The organism is Streptomyces sp. SD15 (genome assembly GCF_054462255.1).
Map to the genome: position 1 here is coordinate 1 of NZ_JBTLMO010000067.1, position 16,912 is coordinate 16,912.

Consider the following 16,912-nt stretch of genomic DNA (forward strand, 5'->3'; position numbering starts at 1 on the left):
CACGCCGCCCCTCACCTCGGCAACGTAAGCCCCCATCCCCCCTCCCGAACCATCCACGTCCGAGTCCGTACAGGCCCCGCAACCACCGAATCCGCCCGATACCGAAAGTCCGCCCCGGACACAGTGACCCGCCGCCCCACCACCACCAGCGGCGAAGCCTCCGCCCCCACGGACACCGGCCGCACCACCACCTCCGCACCCCCCAGCGCCCCCGGAGTCACGGACAGCCCCGCCACGGGCTGATCCAGGTCGACCACCGTGACCCCGTCGACCTCGACCCGCAGCCGCGCCGGCCCGGGCCCGGGCACGGACGACGCCACCCGTGCCGGCCGGGCGGCGACCAGCGTGCGGACGAGCGACTGGCAGGTCCGCAGCCACGCATGCGCCCCCACACCGGCCCCGTCACCGGCCCCGTCACCGGCCCCTTCATGAACCGACGCCGAACCCCTCGAAGCCTCTGCCGACGACGCCACCGCCGGAATCCGCAACGCGCCCAGCACCACCCCGTCACTGTCGTCGACGAGCAGGTCGAGCCGCCGCTCGGCCCCGTCGAGCACGGCCCGCGCCCCGGCCACGGCCCCCGTCGGCACCCCCAGCGCCCGCGCGAGCGACACCGCAGCGCCCACAGGCACCAGCGAGAGCCCGCACATGGCGAGTTCCCGCCGTCGGTGCAAATGAGACACAGCTCGCAAAAGCGCCCGATCGTCGCCGACGACGACAGGTCGCCGACCTCCTCTCCGGGCCAGTGCCCGGGCAAATTCCTCAGGCCCGTCCGGCAGGCACACTTTCGTGGCCGCACCCGCGCTGAGCACGTCTTTTGCGATCCGCACCGCCTCACCGTCATGGCGACGGGCGATCGGGTCGATGACCACCAGGAGCTGGTCGGAAGCCGCCACCTCGGTCATGCCTCGTTTCCTCGGGTAGCATCTTTGTGCAAGAGCCCCTTGCGCTATTGCGCCAGGGGCTTCGTCTATTCCGGGGCATCCGGTCCGACGGTCGCGGCCAAAGGAGGTCGCCGGCGTACGCAGCCGTACCAAGAATCAGCCGCGTACGTCCCCGACCTTGGACATGCCCCGCCCGGAAGGGGTGTACGCCTGTGCCCGCACTTGTGCTGCTCGGTGCTCAGTGGGGTGACGAAGGCAAGGGAAAGGCCACCGACCTGCTCGGTGGATCCGTGGACTATGTGGTGCGCTACCAGGGCGGCAACAACGCCGGCCACACGGTAGTCGTGGGCGATCAGAAGTACGCCCTCCACCTCCTCCCTTCCGGAATCCTCACACCGGAGTGCACTCCGGTGATCGGAAACGGAGTCGTCGTCGACCCGTCGGTCCTGTTCTCCGAGCTGAACGGACTCAACGAGCGCGGCGTCGACACCTCCAAGCTCCTGATCAGCGGAAACGCGCACATCATCACGCCGTACAACGTCACCGTCGACAAGGTGACGGAACGGTTCCTCGGTAAGCGGAAGATCGGCACGACCGGGCGCGGTATCGGCCCCACCTACGCGGACAAGATCAACCGCGTCGGTATCCGCATCCAGGACCTGTACGACGAGTCGATCCTGACGCAGAAGGTCGAAGCGGCCCTCGACGTCAAGAACCAGCTGCTCACCAAGCTCTACAACCGCCGCGCCATCGAGGCGGGCCAGGTCGTCGAGGAGCTGCTGGGCTACGCGGACCGGCTGAAGCCGTACGTCGCGGACACCGTCCTGATCCTCAACCAGGCCCTTGAGCAGGACAAGGTCGTGCTCTTCGAGGGCGGCCAGGGCACGCTGCTGGACATCGACCACGGCACGTACCCCTTCGTCACCTCCTCGAACCCGACCGCGGGCGGCGCCTGCACGGGCGCGGGTGTCGGCCCGACCAAGATCAGCCGGGTCATCGGCATCCTCAAGGCGTACACGACCCGTGTCGGCTCGGGCCCGTTCCCCACGGAGCTCTTCGACGCGGACGGTGAGGCACTGCGCCGCATCGGTGGCGAGCGGGGTGTGACGACGGGCCGTGACCGCCGCTGCGGTTGGTTCGACGCCGTCATCGCCCGCTACGCGACCCGCGTCAACGGCCTGACCGACTTCTTCCTCACCAAGCTGGACGTCCTCACCGGCTGGGAGGAGATCCCGGTCTGCGTGGCGTACGAGATCGACGGCAAGCGCGTCGAGGAACTCCCGTACTCCCAGAGCGACTTCCACCACGCGAAGCCGGTCTACGAGACCCTCCCGGGCTGGTCCGAGGACATCACCAAGGCGAAGTCCTTCTCCGACCTCCCGAAGAACGCCCAGGACTATGTGAAGGCGCTGGAGGAGATGTCCGGCGCGCCGATCTCCGCGATCGGCGTAGGCCCCGGCCGCGACGAAACGATCGAGATCAACTCGTTCATCTGACCTCCCGGCAGGGAGGGATTGGCGCATGTGGGCCACATTCTGGGCGTACGACGCCCTTGGATGTGGCCCGAGTGCGCCCATCGCGAAGTAGGGGGACTACCGGGCCGGTGGCGTCTCGGCGCTCTCGGCGTTCGCGCAAGGCTCGTGCGGGGGGTGGAATCCGCTGGTGTCGAGGGTGCAGTCGAACGGGGCGGGGATGTGGAGCTCCTCACCGAACGGCTTGGTGAAGCTGCCCTCGTACCCCTTGGGGGAAGGTCCCCACAGGACGGTGGCCTCCTCCTCCTGCATGTCGAGGATCAGGTACAGGGGGACGCCCGCCTTGCCGTAGGTGTCGACCTTGTCGGGCAGGTCGTCCTCGCGGGTGGGGGAGGAGGTCAGCTCGGCGACGAAGGAGAGGCCTTCGCCGTCCAGGAGGTTGGTGGTGGTCCGCCGGGTCTGCCGGTGGGCGGAGTGGATGTCGGGGCCGTAAGCCCGCTCGACTCCGGGAAACACGTACAGCGCGGGCGATGAGCCGATGCGGTGCCCCTCCGGCAGGTGGGGGCGCAGCTGGTCGCAGACCAGGTCCATGACGTCCAGGTGGTACGCCTTCGACGACGGCGACACGACGATGTTCCCTCTGATGATCTCGGCCTTGTAGCCGGCCGGCATGCGCAGCTCGTCGAGGGCGTCGAGCAGGGCCTCGAAGCTGTGGGGATCGGTGCCGCTTGTTGTCGGCCGTTCCAGCATCAGTGACATCGTGCGTCCCCTTTATGGTGCAGCGCCATCCGGAACGCATTGTAGAACGCGCTGTAGTCACCCGCTTACTGAGAGATATGTAAATCTCATCGGCGTCTCGGCCCATGTCTCCACCCCGGGATGTCGACCGTGAACCTCGAAGCGAGCCCGGCAGGCGACGGCGTGGGCTCGGTGCCGCCGTCTGCCGGGACGGGCCCAGGGCAGGTCCTAGCTGAAGATGATCATCGAGCCCTGGGCGAGGCTTCGGGTGGCCGCCGCGTGCAGGCCCAGCCAGACGTGGCGTTCGCGGGCGAAGGGGCTCGCGTCGTACGGGCCGGGGGCCGCCGGTTCCTCCAGGGAGGTGGGGGCGAGCGGGGCCTCCGGGGGCACGGGTGGGTTCGCCGGGTCGATGCCGATCGACGGGGCCACGAACTCGAGTTCGCGCAGCAGCGTCTGGGAGGAGCCCAGGGGGCCGCCTCCCGCGAGGAGTTCGTCGTTGGCGAGCGGGTGCGGGAAGTCGACCGGGACGTACGCGCCCGCGTGGTCGTAGTGCCAGACGAGGTGCGACTGCTGGGCGTTCGTCTCGAACATCTCCAGCAACTGCTCGTAGTCGCCGCCCAGTTCGTCCACCGGGGTCACCGCGAGGCCGCACATCTGGAGCAGATACGCGCGGCGCAGGAAGTGCAGCGCGTCGTAGTCGAAGCCCGCGACCGGGGCCACCTCGCCGGACAGTCCCGGCATGTACGCGTACACCGGGACCGGCGGGAGCCCGGCCTCGCTCAGCGCCTTGTCGTAGAGCGCCAGTTCCTCGGCGAAGGGGTTGTCGGGGGTGTGGCACAACACGTCGACGAGCGGGACCAGCCACAGATCACAGGCCAACAGACGGCTCCTCTAGCTCCTTGTGCGGCAGTGGCAGCGGCACCGGTACCGGCAGCTACACCGGCACCGGCACGATGGTCAGGGAAGCGTAATGGGTGGGGAGCTCGCCCGGTCCCCCTCGGGTGTGTTCACTTCGGGTGCGATGTCGGGTGCGACGTCGGGTGCGTGTCGGGTACGACGTCGGGTGCGATCCGGTGCGGTCACTTCCCGTCGTGCAGATCCCATACCCAGACCCCGTGCGTCCACTTGCCGGGCCGCCCCACCAGCTTGTCCACCGTCACCCGCAGCTCGTCCTGGTTGGTCCCCGGGGCCAGCACCAGCGCGCCCGCCTTCCAGAACGCGAAGTCCTTACGGGCCTGCGCCTGCCAGCTCTCGCCGATCACCGGGACGGTGCCCGAATATCGTACGTCGCGCAGAAGGTTGGAGGTGTGGCGGGGCGAGGCGCCGTAGATGCCGACGCGGTCCTCGCCGTACGGGCCGTTGAAGTAGCCCCCGGGGAGCTTGAAGCCCAGGTCCGCCGCGGTCTGCCAGTGCAGCGCCTCCGCGTTGCCCGGGTCCGGCAGCGGCACCGGCACGAGCGACTCGCCCTCGCCGACGTACGACTTCCACGTCCCGTCGGTGAAGAAGGCGGGCACCGCGACGCGGTCCACCGTCTTCAGCGGGGCGGGGACGAGGGGGAGCAGCGCGGCGGCGACGGCCAGCGCGCCGAAGTACTGCGTGGCGGCGCCCCGCGCCCGCAGCAGCCGCTCGATGGCCAGCGCCACCAGCATTCCCAGCGCGGGCGCGCAGATCATCGCGACCCGCCCCTCGATGACGGACTCGAAGAGGGGTTTGTCGGACACCAGGGCCCAGGGCCCGGGCAGCACGGTGTCCGTCAGCGGGATACGGAACTTGGGGCCGAGGGAGAGGAGCGCCGCGGCCAGGACGGTGAACGCGAGCGCCTTCACCACGGCCCGCTCCCACAGCCGTATGACGACCGCGAAGATGAACGCGGCCAGCGGCCAGCCGTAGAAGGCGTTCTGCTCGGTGGGGTTCAGGGAGAGCGCGTTCGCGTTCTCCGCGTTCCCGGCGAGGAGTGAGCGCTCGGCGAAGGAGATCAGGGCCAGCGGACTGTTGCCGGCGTTGTCGCCGTGCAGGACGCTCTTGTAGCTCTGCGGCCCGGCGAACTGCCAGTACAGCGGAAAGGCGACGAGAGGCAGACACACGGCCCCCGCCACCGCCAGCCCCTTCAGCAGCGGACGCCACGCCTCCTCAGCCACCTCGCGGCGTACGACGGCGTAGCCGAGCGCGAACAGCACCATGCCCATCGCCGCGAGCAGCAGCGGTTCCTCGCCGAGGAAGATCTGGTACGTCGCCATCAGCCCGAGCACGATCCCGTCCCGGACGACCCGCGCGCCCGTGCACAGGCGCAGCGCACGGTCGATGATCAGCGGGATCATGAACAGGATCATGAAGTTCGGGTGCGCGTTGGCGTGGCTGACCATCGGGGGAGCGAAGGCGGCGAGCGCCGCGCCGACGAAGGCCGCGCCCCGGTGCCGTACGACGTGCTTGACGATCAGCCAGTACCAGGCGGCGCCGGTCGCGGCCAGGCCCAGGGTCATGACCAGGCTCAGGGCGATCGCCGGGCCGAAGAGGAGGGTGATCGGCGCCAAGGGGACGGACAGGCCCAGCATGACCGTGTTGGCCATGAGGTTCACGCCGTCCGGGAAGTTCTGGAAGGTGGTGAAGAGGGGGTTGTGGAGGTGGCGGACGTTGTCGGCCGTGACCGTGAAGAACCACTCCCACTGGTTCTGGTCCTGCAGTGAGTCCGGGAGGTAGCGGTTGTTCGGGTCCGCCCAGCGGCCGGAGTAGAGGACGACCGCCATCAGGAGGAAGAGGGTGGCCGCGAGGAGATCGGCGGGGCGTACGGCCCGCGCCTTCAGGAGGGTCAGTTCGGCGAGGACGCGGCCGTAGTCGAGGGGCCGTACCTTCGAGCCGGGCTGATGGGCCCAGCGGACCGGGACCTCGGCGACCGGCCAGCCGGACCGGCGGAAGTGCTGCAGTACCTCGACGTCGATGCCCCACCCGTTGAGCCGGGACGCACCGAATGCCTCGCGTGCCCGGTCCCCGTCGAAGAGCTTGAAGCCGCACTGGGTGTCGCGTATGCCGGGCACCGCGACCCGGCGTATGAGGAAGTTGCCCGCGCGGCCGAGCAGCTCCCGCAGGAGGTGCTGGTGCCGCTCGATCGTCGAGCCGGGCGTGGCGCGCGAACCGATCGCGGCCGAGTGTCCCTCGGTGAGCGCCTTGTCGAGCTGCTCCAGCTCCTCGATCGGCGCGGCCAGGTCGGCGTCCGTGACCAGGATCCGGCGGCCGTACGAGGCGAGCACGCCCAGCCGTAGGGCGTGGCCCTTGCCGCGGTTGCGGGGGCTGGTGACGAGCTGGACGCGGCGGTCGCGGGCGGTGACGGCGGCGACGACGTCCCTGGTCCCGTCCGTCGACCCGTCGTCCACGACGATGAGCTCCCACTCGCCGAACCGGCTCTCGTTCTCGCTCAGGTGCGTGACGATCGCGTCGAGGGTCGGGGCGAGGCGGCGCTCTTCGTTGTAGGCGGGTACGACGACCGTCAGGTCTATGGCAGTGGCCGGCATGTCCTCTATGACGTCGGCGGCGTGGGTCGCGCTCATCCGGCGGCCAGGCGCTCGATGAGGGCTATGGAGTGGGCGTTGTACTCGGTGATGATCGCGTGCGCCGCGTCCGGGTCGCGGCGCGCGAGCGCGTCCACGAACTCCGTGTGACCCGACCACAGGTGGCCCTTCAGGTCGTCCACCCGGCTCAGGTGCTGCACCGCGCACACCCAGGACTGGACGCGCAGGCGGTGCAGGAAGTCGGTGAGGTAGGGGTTGCCGAAGAGGCCGCTGAGCTCGCGCCAGAAGCGGAGGTCGTAGCCGATGAGGATGTTCAGGTCGCCGGCGCAGGCGGCGCGCCCTGCCTCCTCGCCGCGGCGGCGGACGGCCGCGAGGGCGGTGCGGGCGCGGGGATCGTCGATCTGTTTCATCGCGCCGGCGGCGAGGCTGTGGAACATGCCGTCCGTGACCAGGCTGCGGGCCTCGATCATGCCGCGGTAGTCGGTCGACGAGTATTCGTGCACGCGGAAGCCGCGGTGCTGGTCCGCCTCCAGGAGGCCCTGCGCCGACAGGTCGACCAGTGCCTCCCTGACCGGGGTCGCGGAGACGCCGTACTGCTCGGCTATCTCCTTCACCGTGAACTCCTGCCCGGGCTGGAGGCGGCCGGCCAGCACCTCGTCGCGGAGGGCGTCCGCTATCTGCTGCCGCAGGGTGCTGCGGGTTACGGCGCCGTTGCCGCCGGGGCCGGGCATCGTCTCTTGTTCCCCATCCCTCGCGTACGGGTGCTTCGCGTACGGGTGCACGTGCGTGTGCTTCCCCTATGAACACGTCACCTTACGGGGTGGGGTTCCCTCGAAGAGGTTTTCGCCTCCGCCGCCCCTACCCGTCCCATCCGTACCTGGGGGCTGCCGCCCCCAGACCCCCACTTCGGCCTGAACGGCCTCGTCCTCCAAACGCCGGACGGGCTGAGACACCCAGGGGCGCGGGGAACTGCGCGCCCAGCCCCCACCCTCCCGCAGCCAAAGAACCACCAGCCGGGGGTCCGGGGGCGGAGCCCCCGGGGACGGGACGGGTAGGGGCGGCGGGGGCGAGAAACCCCCGGGGTGTCACACCGTGTGTTCGTCGGCCACCGACAGCGCCACATCCAGGGCCGCGAGGCCCTCCTTCGCCTCGGCCTCGGTGACGTTGCACGGAGGCACGACATGGGTCCGGTTCATGTTGATGAACGGCCACAGACCGTTCGCCTTGGCGGCAGCCCCGAACGCGGCCATCGGCGCATTCGCCTCCCCGGCAGCGTTGTAGGGCACGAGCGGCTCCCGCGTCGACCGGTCCCTGACCAGCTCCAACGCCCAGAACACCCCCGTACCGCGCACCTCGCCCACGCTGGGATGCCGGGAGGCAAGCTCCCGCAGCCCGGGCCCGAGCACCGTCTCGCCGATACGGGCGGCCTGGTCGACGATGCCCTCCTCCTCCATCACGTTGATGGTGGCCACGGCGGCGGCACAGGCCAGCGGATGCCCGGAGTAGGTGAGCCCACCGGGGTAGGGCCGGCGGGCGAAGGTCTCCGCGATCGCCGCCGAGATCGCCACGCCGCCCAGCGGCACGTAGCCGGAGTTCACGCCCTTCGCGAAGGTCATCAGGTCGGGCGTGACGTCGTAGTGGTCGGCCGCGAACCACTTGCCGGTGCGGCCGAACCCGGCCATGACCTCGTCCAGGATGAAGACGATTCCGTACCGGTCGCAGATCTCCCGCACCCCGGCGAGATATCCGGGCGGCGGCGTCATGATGCCGGCCGTGCCCGGAATCGTCTCCAGGATCACCGCGGCTATCGTCCCCGGCCCCTCGAACACGATCGTGTCCTCGAGGTGCTGGAGGGCCCGCTCGGCCTCCTGCCTCTCACTCTCGGAGTGGAAAGGCGACCGGTACAGGAACGGCGCCCAGAAGTGGACGACACCGGCCGCGCCGCTGTCGTTGGGCCAGCGCCGCGGGTCACCGGTGAGGTTGATCGCGGCGGCGGTGGCACCGTGGTAGGAGCGGTACGCCGAAAGGACCTTCGGTCGGCCGGTGTGCAGCCGGGCCATCCGCGTGGCGTTCTCGACGGCCTCGGCCCCGCCGTTGGTGAAGAAGATCTTGTCCAGGTCGCCCGGGGTCCGCTCGGCGATCAGCCGGGCCGCCTCCGACCGCGCCTCGATCGCGAAGGCGGGCGCGAACGTCGACAGGGTGGCCGCCTGCTCCTGGATCGCGGCGACGACCTTCGGGTGCTGGTAGCCGATGTTGGTGAAGACGAGCCCGCTGGTGAAGTCCAGATACCGGTTGCCTTCGTAGTCCCAGAAGTACGACCCCTCCGCGCCGGCGACGGCGAGCGGGTCGATGAGCTCCTGCGCGGACCAGGAGTGGAACACATGCGCGCGGTCCGCGGCCTTCACGGCGGCGCCGACCTGGGGGTTGGGCTGAGGGGTCATGCGCCGAAGCGTAGGGGGGCGCGGGTCGGGCGCGACATCGGCGTCCTGTCTGTGGTCCGGGGCTTTCCACGACAGTGTGTCGGGCGTGGAGACGAGAAGAGCGACTATTGACAGCATGCTGTCGAAATGACAGCCTGCTGACATAAGAAGCCGGCATGAGCAGCTTCAGGCAGTCCGAGGAGGAGCCATGAGCGCCACCAACCCCAGCCCCAGCCCCAGCCCCAGCCCCGAGCCGAACCCCGTGCACCTCGCCGTCTACGACACCTTCGCCGACTGGGAGACGGGCCACACCACCGCGTACCTCGCCCGCGCCGGTCACCGAATCCGCACGGTCGGCCCCACCCGCGAGCCGGTGACGACCACGGGCGGACTCCGCGTCCAGCCCGACCTCGCCCTCGACGAGGTCCGCCCCGAGGACAGCTCGCTGCTCGTCCTCACCGGCGCCGACCTCTGGGACACGACCGACGACCTCGCCCCGTTCGCCCGCAAGGCACGGGAGTTCCTCGACGCCGGGGTGCCCGTCGCCGCGATCTGCGGAGCCACCGCCGGGCTCGCCCGCGAGGGCCTGCTCGACGACCGCGCCCACACCAGCGCCGTGTCCTTCTACCTCGCCGCCACCGGATACAAGGGCGGCGAGCGGTACGTCGACACCGACGCCGTCACCGACGGCAACCTGGTCACCGCCGGCCCGACCGAACCCGTCGCCTTCGCCCGCGAGGTCTTCCGGCTCCTCGGTGTGTACGAGGGCGAGGTGCTCGACGCCTGGTACCGGCTGTTCCACGACTCGGACCCGGAGGCGTACGCCGTGCTCGAACAGGCCGGACAGTGAGCCGGGAGCAGCGGGAGCGCCGCGAACACCAGGACCTCCTCAGCCGCAGCGCCCTCGGTGTCTTCCGGCTCAACGGCCAGTTCCTCTCCGTCGCCGACGAGCTGGCCCGCCCCGCCGGGCTGACCGCCGCCTGGTGGCAAGTGCTCGGCGCGGTGCTGACCGAACCGCTCCCCGTCTCCGGGATCGCCCGTGTCATGGGCATCACCCGGCAGAGCGTGCAGCGGGTCGCCGACCTGCTGGTCGAGAGGGGGCTGGCCGCGTACCTGCCCAATCCCGCCCACCGCCGCGCCAAGCTGCTCTCCCCGACCGAGGCCGGACGCGCCGCCGTGGCCAGGGTCGACCCGGGCCACGCGGCCCTCGCCGACCGCCTCGCGGACGCTCTTGGCAAGGACGGATTCGCCGAGACGGTACGGGTGCTGGAGCGCCTGTCGGCGGCGCTCGACGACATCGCGACGCACCCCACCAAAACGCCCACCGAAGCGGCAACCAAAACGCCCACCGAAGCGGCAACCACTGTTACGGAACCGTAGACACCACCCAACCCACCTCCCCGTACGGCCGAACTATCCTCGGTCCGTTGCACACGTACGGGGGAGGGCGGCGCGGCGATGGAGAAGCTGGGGCCAGGGGATCCGCAGCGGATCGGGGCGTATCGGTTGCTCGCGCGCCTCGGCGCCGGCGGGATGGGGCACGTGTATCTCGCCCGGTCCGACCGGGGGCGTACGGTCGCCGTCAAGCTGGTGCGGCGGCAGCTCGCCGAGCAGGAGGAGTTCCGGGCGCGCTTCCGGCAGGAGGTCGGGGCCGCGCGGCGGGTCGGCGGTCACTGGACCGCGCCCGTGCTCGACGCGGACACGGAGGCCGAGATCCCGTGGCTGGCCACCGGCTACGTCGCCGGACCGTCCCTCCAGGCCGTCGTCGGCCGCGACCACGGCGCGCTGCCCGAGCGCTCCGTCCGTATCCTCGCGGCCGGACTCGCCCACGCCCTCAAGGACATCCACGCCGCCGGGCTCATCCACCGCGACCTCAAGCCCTCCAACGTGCTGGTGACGATCGACGGTCCGCGCGTCATCGACTTCGGGATCGCGCGCGCCCTGGAGACCGTGACCGACGGCGGTCTCACCCGCACCGGCGCCCTCGTCGGCTCGCCCGGGTTCATGGCGCCCGAGCAGGTCCGTGGCGACCGCATCACGCCCGCGTGCGACGTCTTCTGCCTGGGCTCGGTCCTCGCGTACGCCGCCACGGGTGTGCTGCCCTTCGGGGCGGCGAGCAGCGGGGTGCACGCGATGATGTTCCGTATCGCGCAGGAGGATCCCGACCTGGAGGGCGTGCCGGAGGGCCTCGCCGACCTCGTACGCCGCTGTCTGCGCAAGGACCCGGCGGCCCGTCCCTCGCTGGACGAGATCCTGGAGTTCACCGGCGCGGACGACACCGTCGTGGACGGGCGGACCCGCGATCCGTGGCTGCCGGGCGCGCTGGTGGCCCAACTGGGGCGGCACGCGGTGCAGTTGCTGGACACCGAGGATCCGGACGAGGCGCCGGCCCCTCTCCGGGCCGCCCAGGCTCCGGCCCCGGTTCCTTCCCCGGCGCCCACCCCGGCCCCCGCGGCGCCGCCCGCGCCCGAGGTCGCCCCGGAGCACGCCGCCACCCCCGCCGAGGAAAGCACCGCCCCGCCCGCGCCGGGGCAGCCGGTCTCCTCGGACCACCTCCCCACCCTGATCGCGGGCGCCTCCCAGCCGCCCCAGCCGGCCGCACCGCCCGCACCGCACCCCGCGTACGGCTATCCCCAGCAGCACCCCAGCCCCTCCGGCCCGCCCGCGTACGGCTATCCGCAGAACGGTCCCCAGAGCGGTCCCCACAACGGCTGGGGCGCCGCCGCCCCTCCGTACGGCTCGACAACGCCGTACGGACCGGGAGGGCCGTACGGTCCCGGGCTCGCCCCCGCCCCCCAGCCCCCGCGCAGAAGCGGCCGCTCCACCGTCGCCCTGATCGTCGTGGCCCTGGTCGTCGCGCTGGGCGCCGGCGGCTCCGTCTACGCGCTGATGCAGGGCGGCGGCGACAGCACCGACGACTCCAAGCCGTCCCCGGCCACCAGCGGGCCCACGACGCCGGGCCCGAGCACGCCCGAGGCGTCGCCCACCGCCGACGAGTCGCCCTCCTCGCAGGCACCCCAGGACGGCACGATCCCGGAGGCGTTCCTCGGCACCTGGGACTCCTCCATCGACAACGCGACCGGCCACAACACCCGCCGGCTGACCATCCAGCAGGGCGAGGTCGGCGACACGGTCCTCTCCCTCACCGCGGACGGGCCGTCCGGCGACTCCACGTACCACTGTGTCTTCCAGGCCGAACTGACCGCCGACCCCGGCGCCGACGGCCCCCTGGTGATCGGCCCCTCCGAGGTCACCACCGGCGAACCGATCTCCTCCTGCACCCCGGGCGCCGCCTCCGAGGTCACCCTCCTGCCCGACGGCCGTCTGCGCCGGGTGAACACGGACTCGGGCGAAACGCTGACCTACACCAAGAGCAGCTGACGACACGTCAATTACCGTGACAGGCCGCTGTTCTTCACCTGGCGTATCCCGGATGTTTCCGCCTCGAGCCGTACGGTGACCGCACCGTAGGGCTCGGGGGAGTGGCTCACGATGGAGTGGTTGAGCGCAGAGAACATTGTGGCCGTCGGGACCGCAGTGATCGGTGTCGTCTCCGCAGCGGTGATGGTCTGGTACGAGCGCCGGGTGCCGCGGCGCAAGCGGATCGGCTACCGGGTGCAGATGGACAACCCGATAGGCGATGACGTGCGTTCGGGGCGTGCGAACGCACGGCTCGGGTGGTTCGACGAGGCGCCCGGCATGGCGGACGCCACGCTCGTGCTGCTGCGGATCGAGAACGACGGCTCGCAGAGCATCGCCGGCGACGACTACACGAGCCGTGAACGCCACGGCCTGACCGCGGTGTTCACCGACCGCACCATCCGTGGCGTGTCCGTCACCCAGCCGCCCGGCACCGACCACCTCATGGACCACTTCACCCCGGCCGCGGGCCTCAGCTACGCGGGCAGCACCCTGCGCATCCCGCGCGTCCCGCTCAACCGGGGCGAGCACTTCAAGCTGCTCGTGCTGCTGTCGGGCGGTGACGTGGGCTGCGCGATCCGGCTCACCGGCGGGCTGCGGGACGGTGAGGTCAGCCCCAACCGCAGTACGACACCGGACGACCAGCCGCCGCTGTTCAGCCGCGCGGCCCGGCTGATCACCGTGCTGCTGACCGTGTGCGTCGTCACGCTCGCCACGATCATCGTCACCCGTGACGACACCCGGCCCCCGATCGGCTGCGAGCAGGGCACGCTGACCGTCACCGGCTCGACGGCCTTCGCGCCCGTGATGAGTGAGCTGGCCAAGAAGTACGAGAAGGACTGCGAGGGCTCCGACATCACGGTCGACCCGCACGGCAGCACGGCCGGAGTGCGCGAACTCGCCGACGCGGGCGCCAAGTCCACGAAGGGCTCCCCGCCCGTCGTCGCCCTCTCCGACGGACCCAAGCCGAACGGGTACCCGCAACTGCGCGAGAACCGGGTCGCCGTCTCGGTGTTCGCGCTGGTCGTCAACGACGACCTCCCCGTGAAGAACCTGTCGCTGAAGGACGTACGCCGCCTCTACCGTGGCGAGATCAAGAACTGGAAGCAGCTCGACGGCCCCGACCGCCCCGTCCTGCTCGTCAGCCGGGACGCCAACTCCGGTACCCGGCAGGTCTTCCAGCGGCGGGTGCTGGGGCGCGGCGAGATCGCCAACTCCTCGCTGGACTGCGTCAGCAAGGACGATGTGACGGCGCCCGTGGTGCGCTGCGAACTCGACTCCACCGACCAGGTGCTGAGCACCGTGGCCCGGCTCCCCGGCGCGATCGGCTACAGCGAACTCAACCTCGCCACCGGATACAAGGGCCTGCGCCGGCTCACCCTCGACGGTCACCGCCCGTCCGTGGAGCAGCTGGAGCACGGCGCCGGCGACTACCCGTACCGCGAGATCGAGTACGCCTACACCTACGGCCAGCCGCCCGCCGACTCCCTCGCCTCCAGCTTCCTCGCCTACATCAGCCGGGGCAGCGGCCAGGACGTGATCCGTACGCACGGACATCTGCCGTGCGGGACACCGGTGGGCTTGAAGATCTGCGGCGACGGCTGAGCCCCGGCCGATCCCCGGTCGATCCCCCGCGATCCTCTGACCATTGCCTCATTGCCGGGCGCACGGCGCGCCCTGCGTACGGCTCGACGCGCCCTGCCGGTACGCCCCGCACACCACGACGGCCGCCGGACGCTCCGCCAACTGCCGCATCAGCACGAGGGTCTTGTCGAGGGGCGGGGCGTTGTTGCCCTGGTCGTAGGAGACATAGCCGGTGGCGCCGTTGAAGGTGACGCCGCCGCCGAGGACGGACAGGACGGACGTCCGGGAGACGGACTCGTCGCGCAGCCGGGCCTGGTCCACCGCCTGCGACAGGACGTGGAAGGCGTCGTAGGAGACCGCGGAGTGGCCGTCCTGGACCCAGGGGTCGGTGCCCTTCGTGGTGCGCCCGACGAACGCGTTGTAGTCGCTCACGAACTGGAGGGTCTTCTCGCTGGCCCGGGTGTCGGTGGCGGGCATCCGGTGCGCGGAGTAGTAGAGGCGCAGCCAGTCCTTGTTGTTGTAGACGCCGGTCTGGGCGACGTTCGTGAGTTCGTTGCCGCCGAGGACCGTCACGTCGTCGTCGATGCAGGTGCCGCGGGTGTCCATGGCGGTGATGAACGCGGTGAAGTCACGGGCCCGCGCCGACCAGTACACGACCGACTCCGGGTCCGTCCTCAGGGCCTTGCACAGCTGCCGCGCCAGCTCGTCCGCGCTGGAGACGCTGGTGGCGCCCGCCGGGGGCGGGGGATCGAAGTCGCCGTCCTGGTTGAAGTTGAACACCTGGGACTCGCCGGGGAACGCGGCACGGAACTTGTCCGCGAGGCTGCGGCTGTAGAGGTCGGCGGAGCTCTCGATGACGATGGCCCGGTGGGCGGGGGAGCAGCTGTCCTCCTGGGTCCCCGGCTTCGCCACGATGTTCTGCTGGCTCGCGAAGTCGGCCTCGATCCGGGCCTCGGTCGAGTTGGCCGGGGTGAAGGGCCAGAAGCTGAGGCTCGCCGGGCCGGCCAGCATCTCGTCGGCGGTGGCGGTGGTGCCGATGGTGGGGATCCGCGCGTTGCCCAGCACCTGGAGCGCGGCCCGGGTCTCGTCCCGGCTCTGCGCGTATCCGAGGACGCCGACGATCTTCTCGTACGCCTTGGCGGCGCGCTCGTCCCGTACCTCGGCGACGAGTTTCTCCGCCTCCGCCACGGCGTTGGTGAACGCCCGTCCGGTGGGCCGCACGTCGACCCGCAGGCGGACGGCGGAGTCGTTGGACACGGCGTCGTCGAGCAGCTTGCGCTGCCACATCGCGATGCCGCGCAGCTCCGGGATGGTCCCGTCGAACCGTGTCTCGTTCTCGTTGGTCGGCACGCTGGAGACGAAGGCGACCACGGTCCGTACGGTCCTGCCCTGGGCGGCGGCCTGCTCGGCCCGCGTGTTCTGCTCGGCGATCTCCTTGACGGCCGCGTCGTACCAGCCCTTGGAGTCCACCGGGATGGGCGTGGCGCGGGCGGACTCGGCGACGGACCCGGCGCCGCCGACGCAGGAACGGTCCACGTCGGGGACGAGGGCCTGCCGCGTCGTCAGCCCCGCGGCGCTCAGGGCGAGCACGGCGACCCCGGTCACCAGCCAGGTGGGGACGGTCCAGTCGAACTTGAAGGTCCGCGGATCGACCGGGCGGACGGGCAGCCCCCGCCGGGCGAGGGACTCCTCGGCGAAGGTCACCAGCACGGGCGGCCCGTCCCTCTGGCCGAGCCGCAGACTCGCCTCCGACAGGCTCATCTCGTCCGGATCGCCGAGTTCCTCCAGCAGCGCGGCGGAGGGCAGGCCCACGGCCACGACAAGCGGGCCGGGTGGCCGGGCGGTGGTGCGCGCCCGGTGCAGGGAGCGCAGGAAACGCTCGGCGGCCAGGGCGCCCCGGCTGCCCTCCGGAGGCAGCTCCACCAGGAGTACGGGCCGGCCGGTTCTTCTTCGCCGCGCGGGCAGGAACCTCCCTGTCGAGGGCGCGCTCAAATCCTCCAGCAGGGCCCGCAGCAACAGCCAGTCGAGCTCCTGGAGCGCTTCCTCGTGGCCCGGGTCGCCGCTCAGCTGCGTCCCGCGCACGCTGCCGAGGTTGTCGATCACCCGGAACAGCTTCTTGCTGCCTCCGGCCACGGCTTCCGCGCCGAGCCAGCCGCGCATCACCTTGCGGGACATCGCACGGGCCCACAACCACCGGGGCAACGTCTGCACGAACGACAGCCAGCCGACCCTCATCAAAAAGCCCGCGACGCCGCCGTCCTCCGGCCCCTGCATCCTGCTGAAGCCCAACAGGCCGCCCCGCGAGGCCCGTTGCTCGCACGCGTAGGCCTGCAACTCCTTCGCCTGCGAGCCGTGCTCCGTCCACGCCTGCGGGTGCGCGCGGATGTACGTGACGAGGTCCCGGATGATCCGGGTGTGCGGGAACCGGTCGGGGGTCATGTTCTCCGGCGCCCCGGTCTGCAACTGCACCCCCGCGCCCCCGGCGAGCAGCGCGGTGTCCTCCCCGGCGGGCAGATACGCGTACGGCACCAGCTTCCCGTTGTGGTCGAGCGACCCGATCAGGGCCCTGACCACGCGGTCCACGCCGGTCGTGTACGCCGACTCCGGCACCCGCAGCACGAACAGCGGCGGCATGGTCGCGAGGTTCGCCCGATTGCGATACTCGGGCGCCACGGTCGTCGGGAAGTCCCGTACGAAATCACCGGCCCGGTCGTCCGGAAAGCCTTCTCGTCCACCTTGATTCGCTGGCACGCGGAACTCCCCCACCGCTCAACTGCGCTGGCTGGAAAGGAACTTGAGGACCAACAAGGCTACTCGTTCTTGTGGTGCCGGGGGCAGTCTTCAGCCCGTCCGGCGTTTGAGGACGAGCCCTTCGGGCGATGGGGGTCTGA

Annotated in this window: 12 protein-coding genes; 5 read left to right on the forward strand and 7 right to left on the reverse strand. The window is 70.9% G+C overall.

Features of this window, described 5'->3' with window-relative positions; translation table 11 throughout:
• Positions 1–11: 11 nt before the first annotated feature.
• A complete protein-coding gene (locus ACX28W_RS38655; protein WP_459004813.1) occupies positions 12–905 on the reverse strand; it encodes a diacylglycerol kinase in 894 nt (297 codons plus the stop codon).
• A 191-nt stretch (positions 906–1,096) separates the two neighbouring features.
• Here ACX28W_RS38655 and ACX28W_RS38660 point away from each other — a divergent pair, with 191 nt between their 5' ends.
• Positions 1,097–2,380: an adenylosuccinate synthase gene (locus ACX28W_RS38660; protein WP_459004815.1), complete on the forward strand. Its 1,284-nt coding sequence runs from the start codon at positions 1,097–1,099 to the stop codon at positions 2,378–2,380.
• Between the two features lie 96 nt (positions 2,381–2,476).
• Here the strand turns inward: ACX28W_RS38660 and ACX28W_RS38665 are convergent, their stop codons facing one another.
• The 5 genes from ACX28W_RS38665 to ACX28W_RS38685 all read right to left on the reverse strand — a co-directional run bounded on the left by ACX28W_RS38665 (position 2,477) and on the right by ACX28W_RS38685 (position 9,038).
• Positions 2,477–3,115 (reverse strand): Uma2 family endonuclease, encoded by a 639-nt coding sequence (locus ACX28W_RS38665; RefSeq protein WP_459004816.1) that lies wholly within the window; start codon positions 3,113–3,115, stop codon positions 2,477–2,479.
• A 207-nt stretch (positions 3,116–3,322) separates the two neighbouring features.
• Positions 3,323–3,973 (reverse strand): hypothetical protein, encoded by a 651-nt coding sequence (locus ACX28W_RS38670; protein ID WP_459004817.1) that lies wholly within the window; start codon positions 3,971–3,973, stop codon positions 3,323–3,325.
• Positions 3,974–4,173: 200 nt separating this feature from the next.
• Positions 4,174–6,636 carry a glycosyltransferase gene (locus ACX28W_RS38675; RefSeq protein ID WP_459004818.1) on the reverse strand — a complete coding sequence of 821 codons (2,463 nt, stop codon included), beginning with the start codon at positions 6,634–6,636 and terminating at the stop codon, positions 4,174–4,176.
• The gene (locus tag ACX28W_RS38680) at positions 6,633–7,328 is read right to left on the reverse strand and encodes a GntR family transcriptional regulator (RefSeq protein WP_459004819.1); all 696 of its coding nucleotides are present in this window, start codon (positions 7,326–7,328) and stop codon (positions 6,633–6,635) included. Before ACX28W_RS38680 ends, ACX28W_RS38675 begins: the two co-directional genes overlap by 4 nt.
• A gap of 354 nt (positions 7,329–7,682) precedes the next feature.
• Positions 7,683–9,038 carry an aminotransferase class III-fold pyridoxal phosphate-dependent enzyme gene (locus ACX28W_RS38685; protein ID WP_459004820.1) on the reverse strand — a complete coding sequence of 452 codons (1,356 nt, stop codon included), beginning with the start codon at positions 9,036–9,038 and terminating at the stop codon, positions 7,683–7,685.
• Between the two features lie 187 nt (positions 9,039–9,225).
• Here ACX28W_RS38685 and ACX28W_RS38690 point away from each other — a divergent pair, with 187 nt between their 5' ends.
• From ACX28W_RS38690 to ACX28W_RS38705, 4 genes are all read left to right on the forward strand, one after another.
• Positions 9,226–9,867, forward strand: a complete 642-nt coding sequence (locus ACX28W_RS38690) for a type 1 glutamine amidotransferase family protein (RefSeq protein WP_459004821.1) — start codon at positions 9,226–9,228, stop codon at positions 9,865–9,867.
• On the forward strand, positions 9,864–10,397 hold the full coding sequence (locus ACX28W_RS38695) for a MarR family winged helix-turn-helix transcriptional regulator (RefSeq protein WP_459004822.1): 534 nt from the start codon (positions 9,864–9,866) through the stop codon (positions 10,395–10,397). Before ACX28W_RS38690 ends, ACX28W_RS38695 begins: the two co-directional genes overlap by 4 nt.
• A gap of 78 nt (positions 10,398–10,475) precedes the next feature.
• Entirely contained in the window at positions 10,476–12,398 is a 1,923-nt protein-coding gene (locus ACX28W_RS38700; protein ID WP_459004823.1) for a serine/threonine-protein kinase, read from the forward strand.
• A 111-nt stretch (positions 12,399–12,509) separates the two neighbouring features.
• A complete protein-coding gene (locus tag ACX28W_RS38705) occupies positions 12,510–14,042 on the forward strand; it encodes a substrate-binding domain-containing protein (protein ID WP_459004824.1) in 1,533 nt (510 codons plus the stop codon).
• 48 nt (positions 14,043–14,090) lie between these two features.
• Here the strand turns inward: ACX28W_RS38705 and ACX28W_RS38710 are convergent, their stop codons facing one another.
• Positions 14,091–16,772 (reverse strand): type 1 periplasmic-binding domain-containing protein, encoded by a 2,682-nt coding sequence (locus ACX28W_RS38710; protein ID WP_459004825.1) that lies wholly within the window; start codon positions 16,770–16,772, stop codon positions 14,091–14,093.
• Between the last annotated feature and the right edge of the window lie 140 nt (positions 16,773–16,912).

Excerpts from the sequence above, each read along its gene's own strand:
- ACX28W_RS38655 (WP_459004813.1), bottom strand. The coding sequence starts at position 905 with ATGACCGAGGTGGCGGCTTCCGACCAGCTCCTGGTGGTCATCGACCCG.
- ACX28W_RS38665 (WP_459004816.1), bottom strand. The coding sequence starts at position 3,115 with ATGTCACTGATGCTGGAACGGCCGACAACAAGCGGCACCGATCCCCAC.
- ACX28W_RS38675 (WP_459004818.1), bottom strand. The coding sequence starts at position 6,636 with ATGAGCGCGACCCACGCCGCCGACGTCATAGAGGACATGCCGGCCACT.
- ACX28W_RS38680 (WP_459004819.1), bottom strand. The coding sequence starts at position 7,328 with ATGCCCGGCCCCGGCGGCAACGGCGCCGTAACCCGCAGCACCCTGCGG.
- ACX28W_RS38685 (WP_459004820.1), bottom strand. The coding sequence starts at position 9,038 with ATGACCCCTCAGCCCAACCCCCAGGTCGGCGCCGCCGTGAAGGCCGCG.
- ACX28W_RS38690 (WP_459004821.1), top strand. The coding sequence starts at position 9,226 with ATGAGCGCCACCAACCCCAGCCCCAGCCCCAGCCCCAGCCCCGAGCCG.
- ACX28W_RS38700 (WP_459004823.1), top strand. The coding sequence starts at position 10,476 with ATGGAGAAGCTGGGGCCAGGGGATCCGCAGCGGATCGGGGCGTATCGG.
- ACX28W_RS38705 (WP_459004824.1), top strand. The coding sequence starts at position 12,510 with ATGGAGTGGTTGAGCGCAGAGAACATTGTGGCCGTCGGGACCGCAGTG.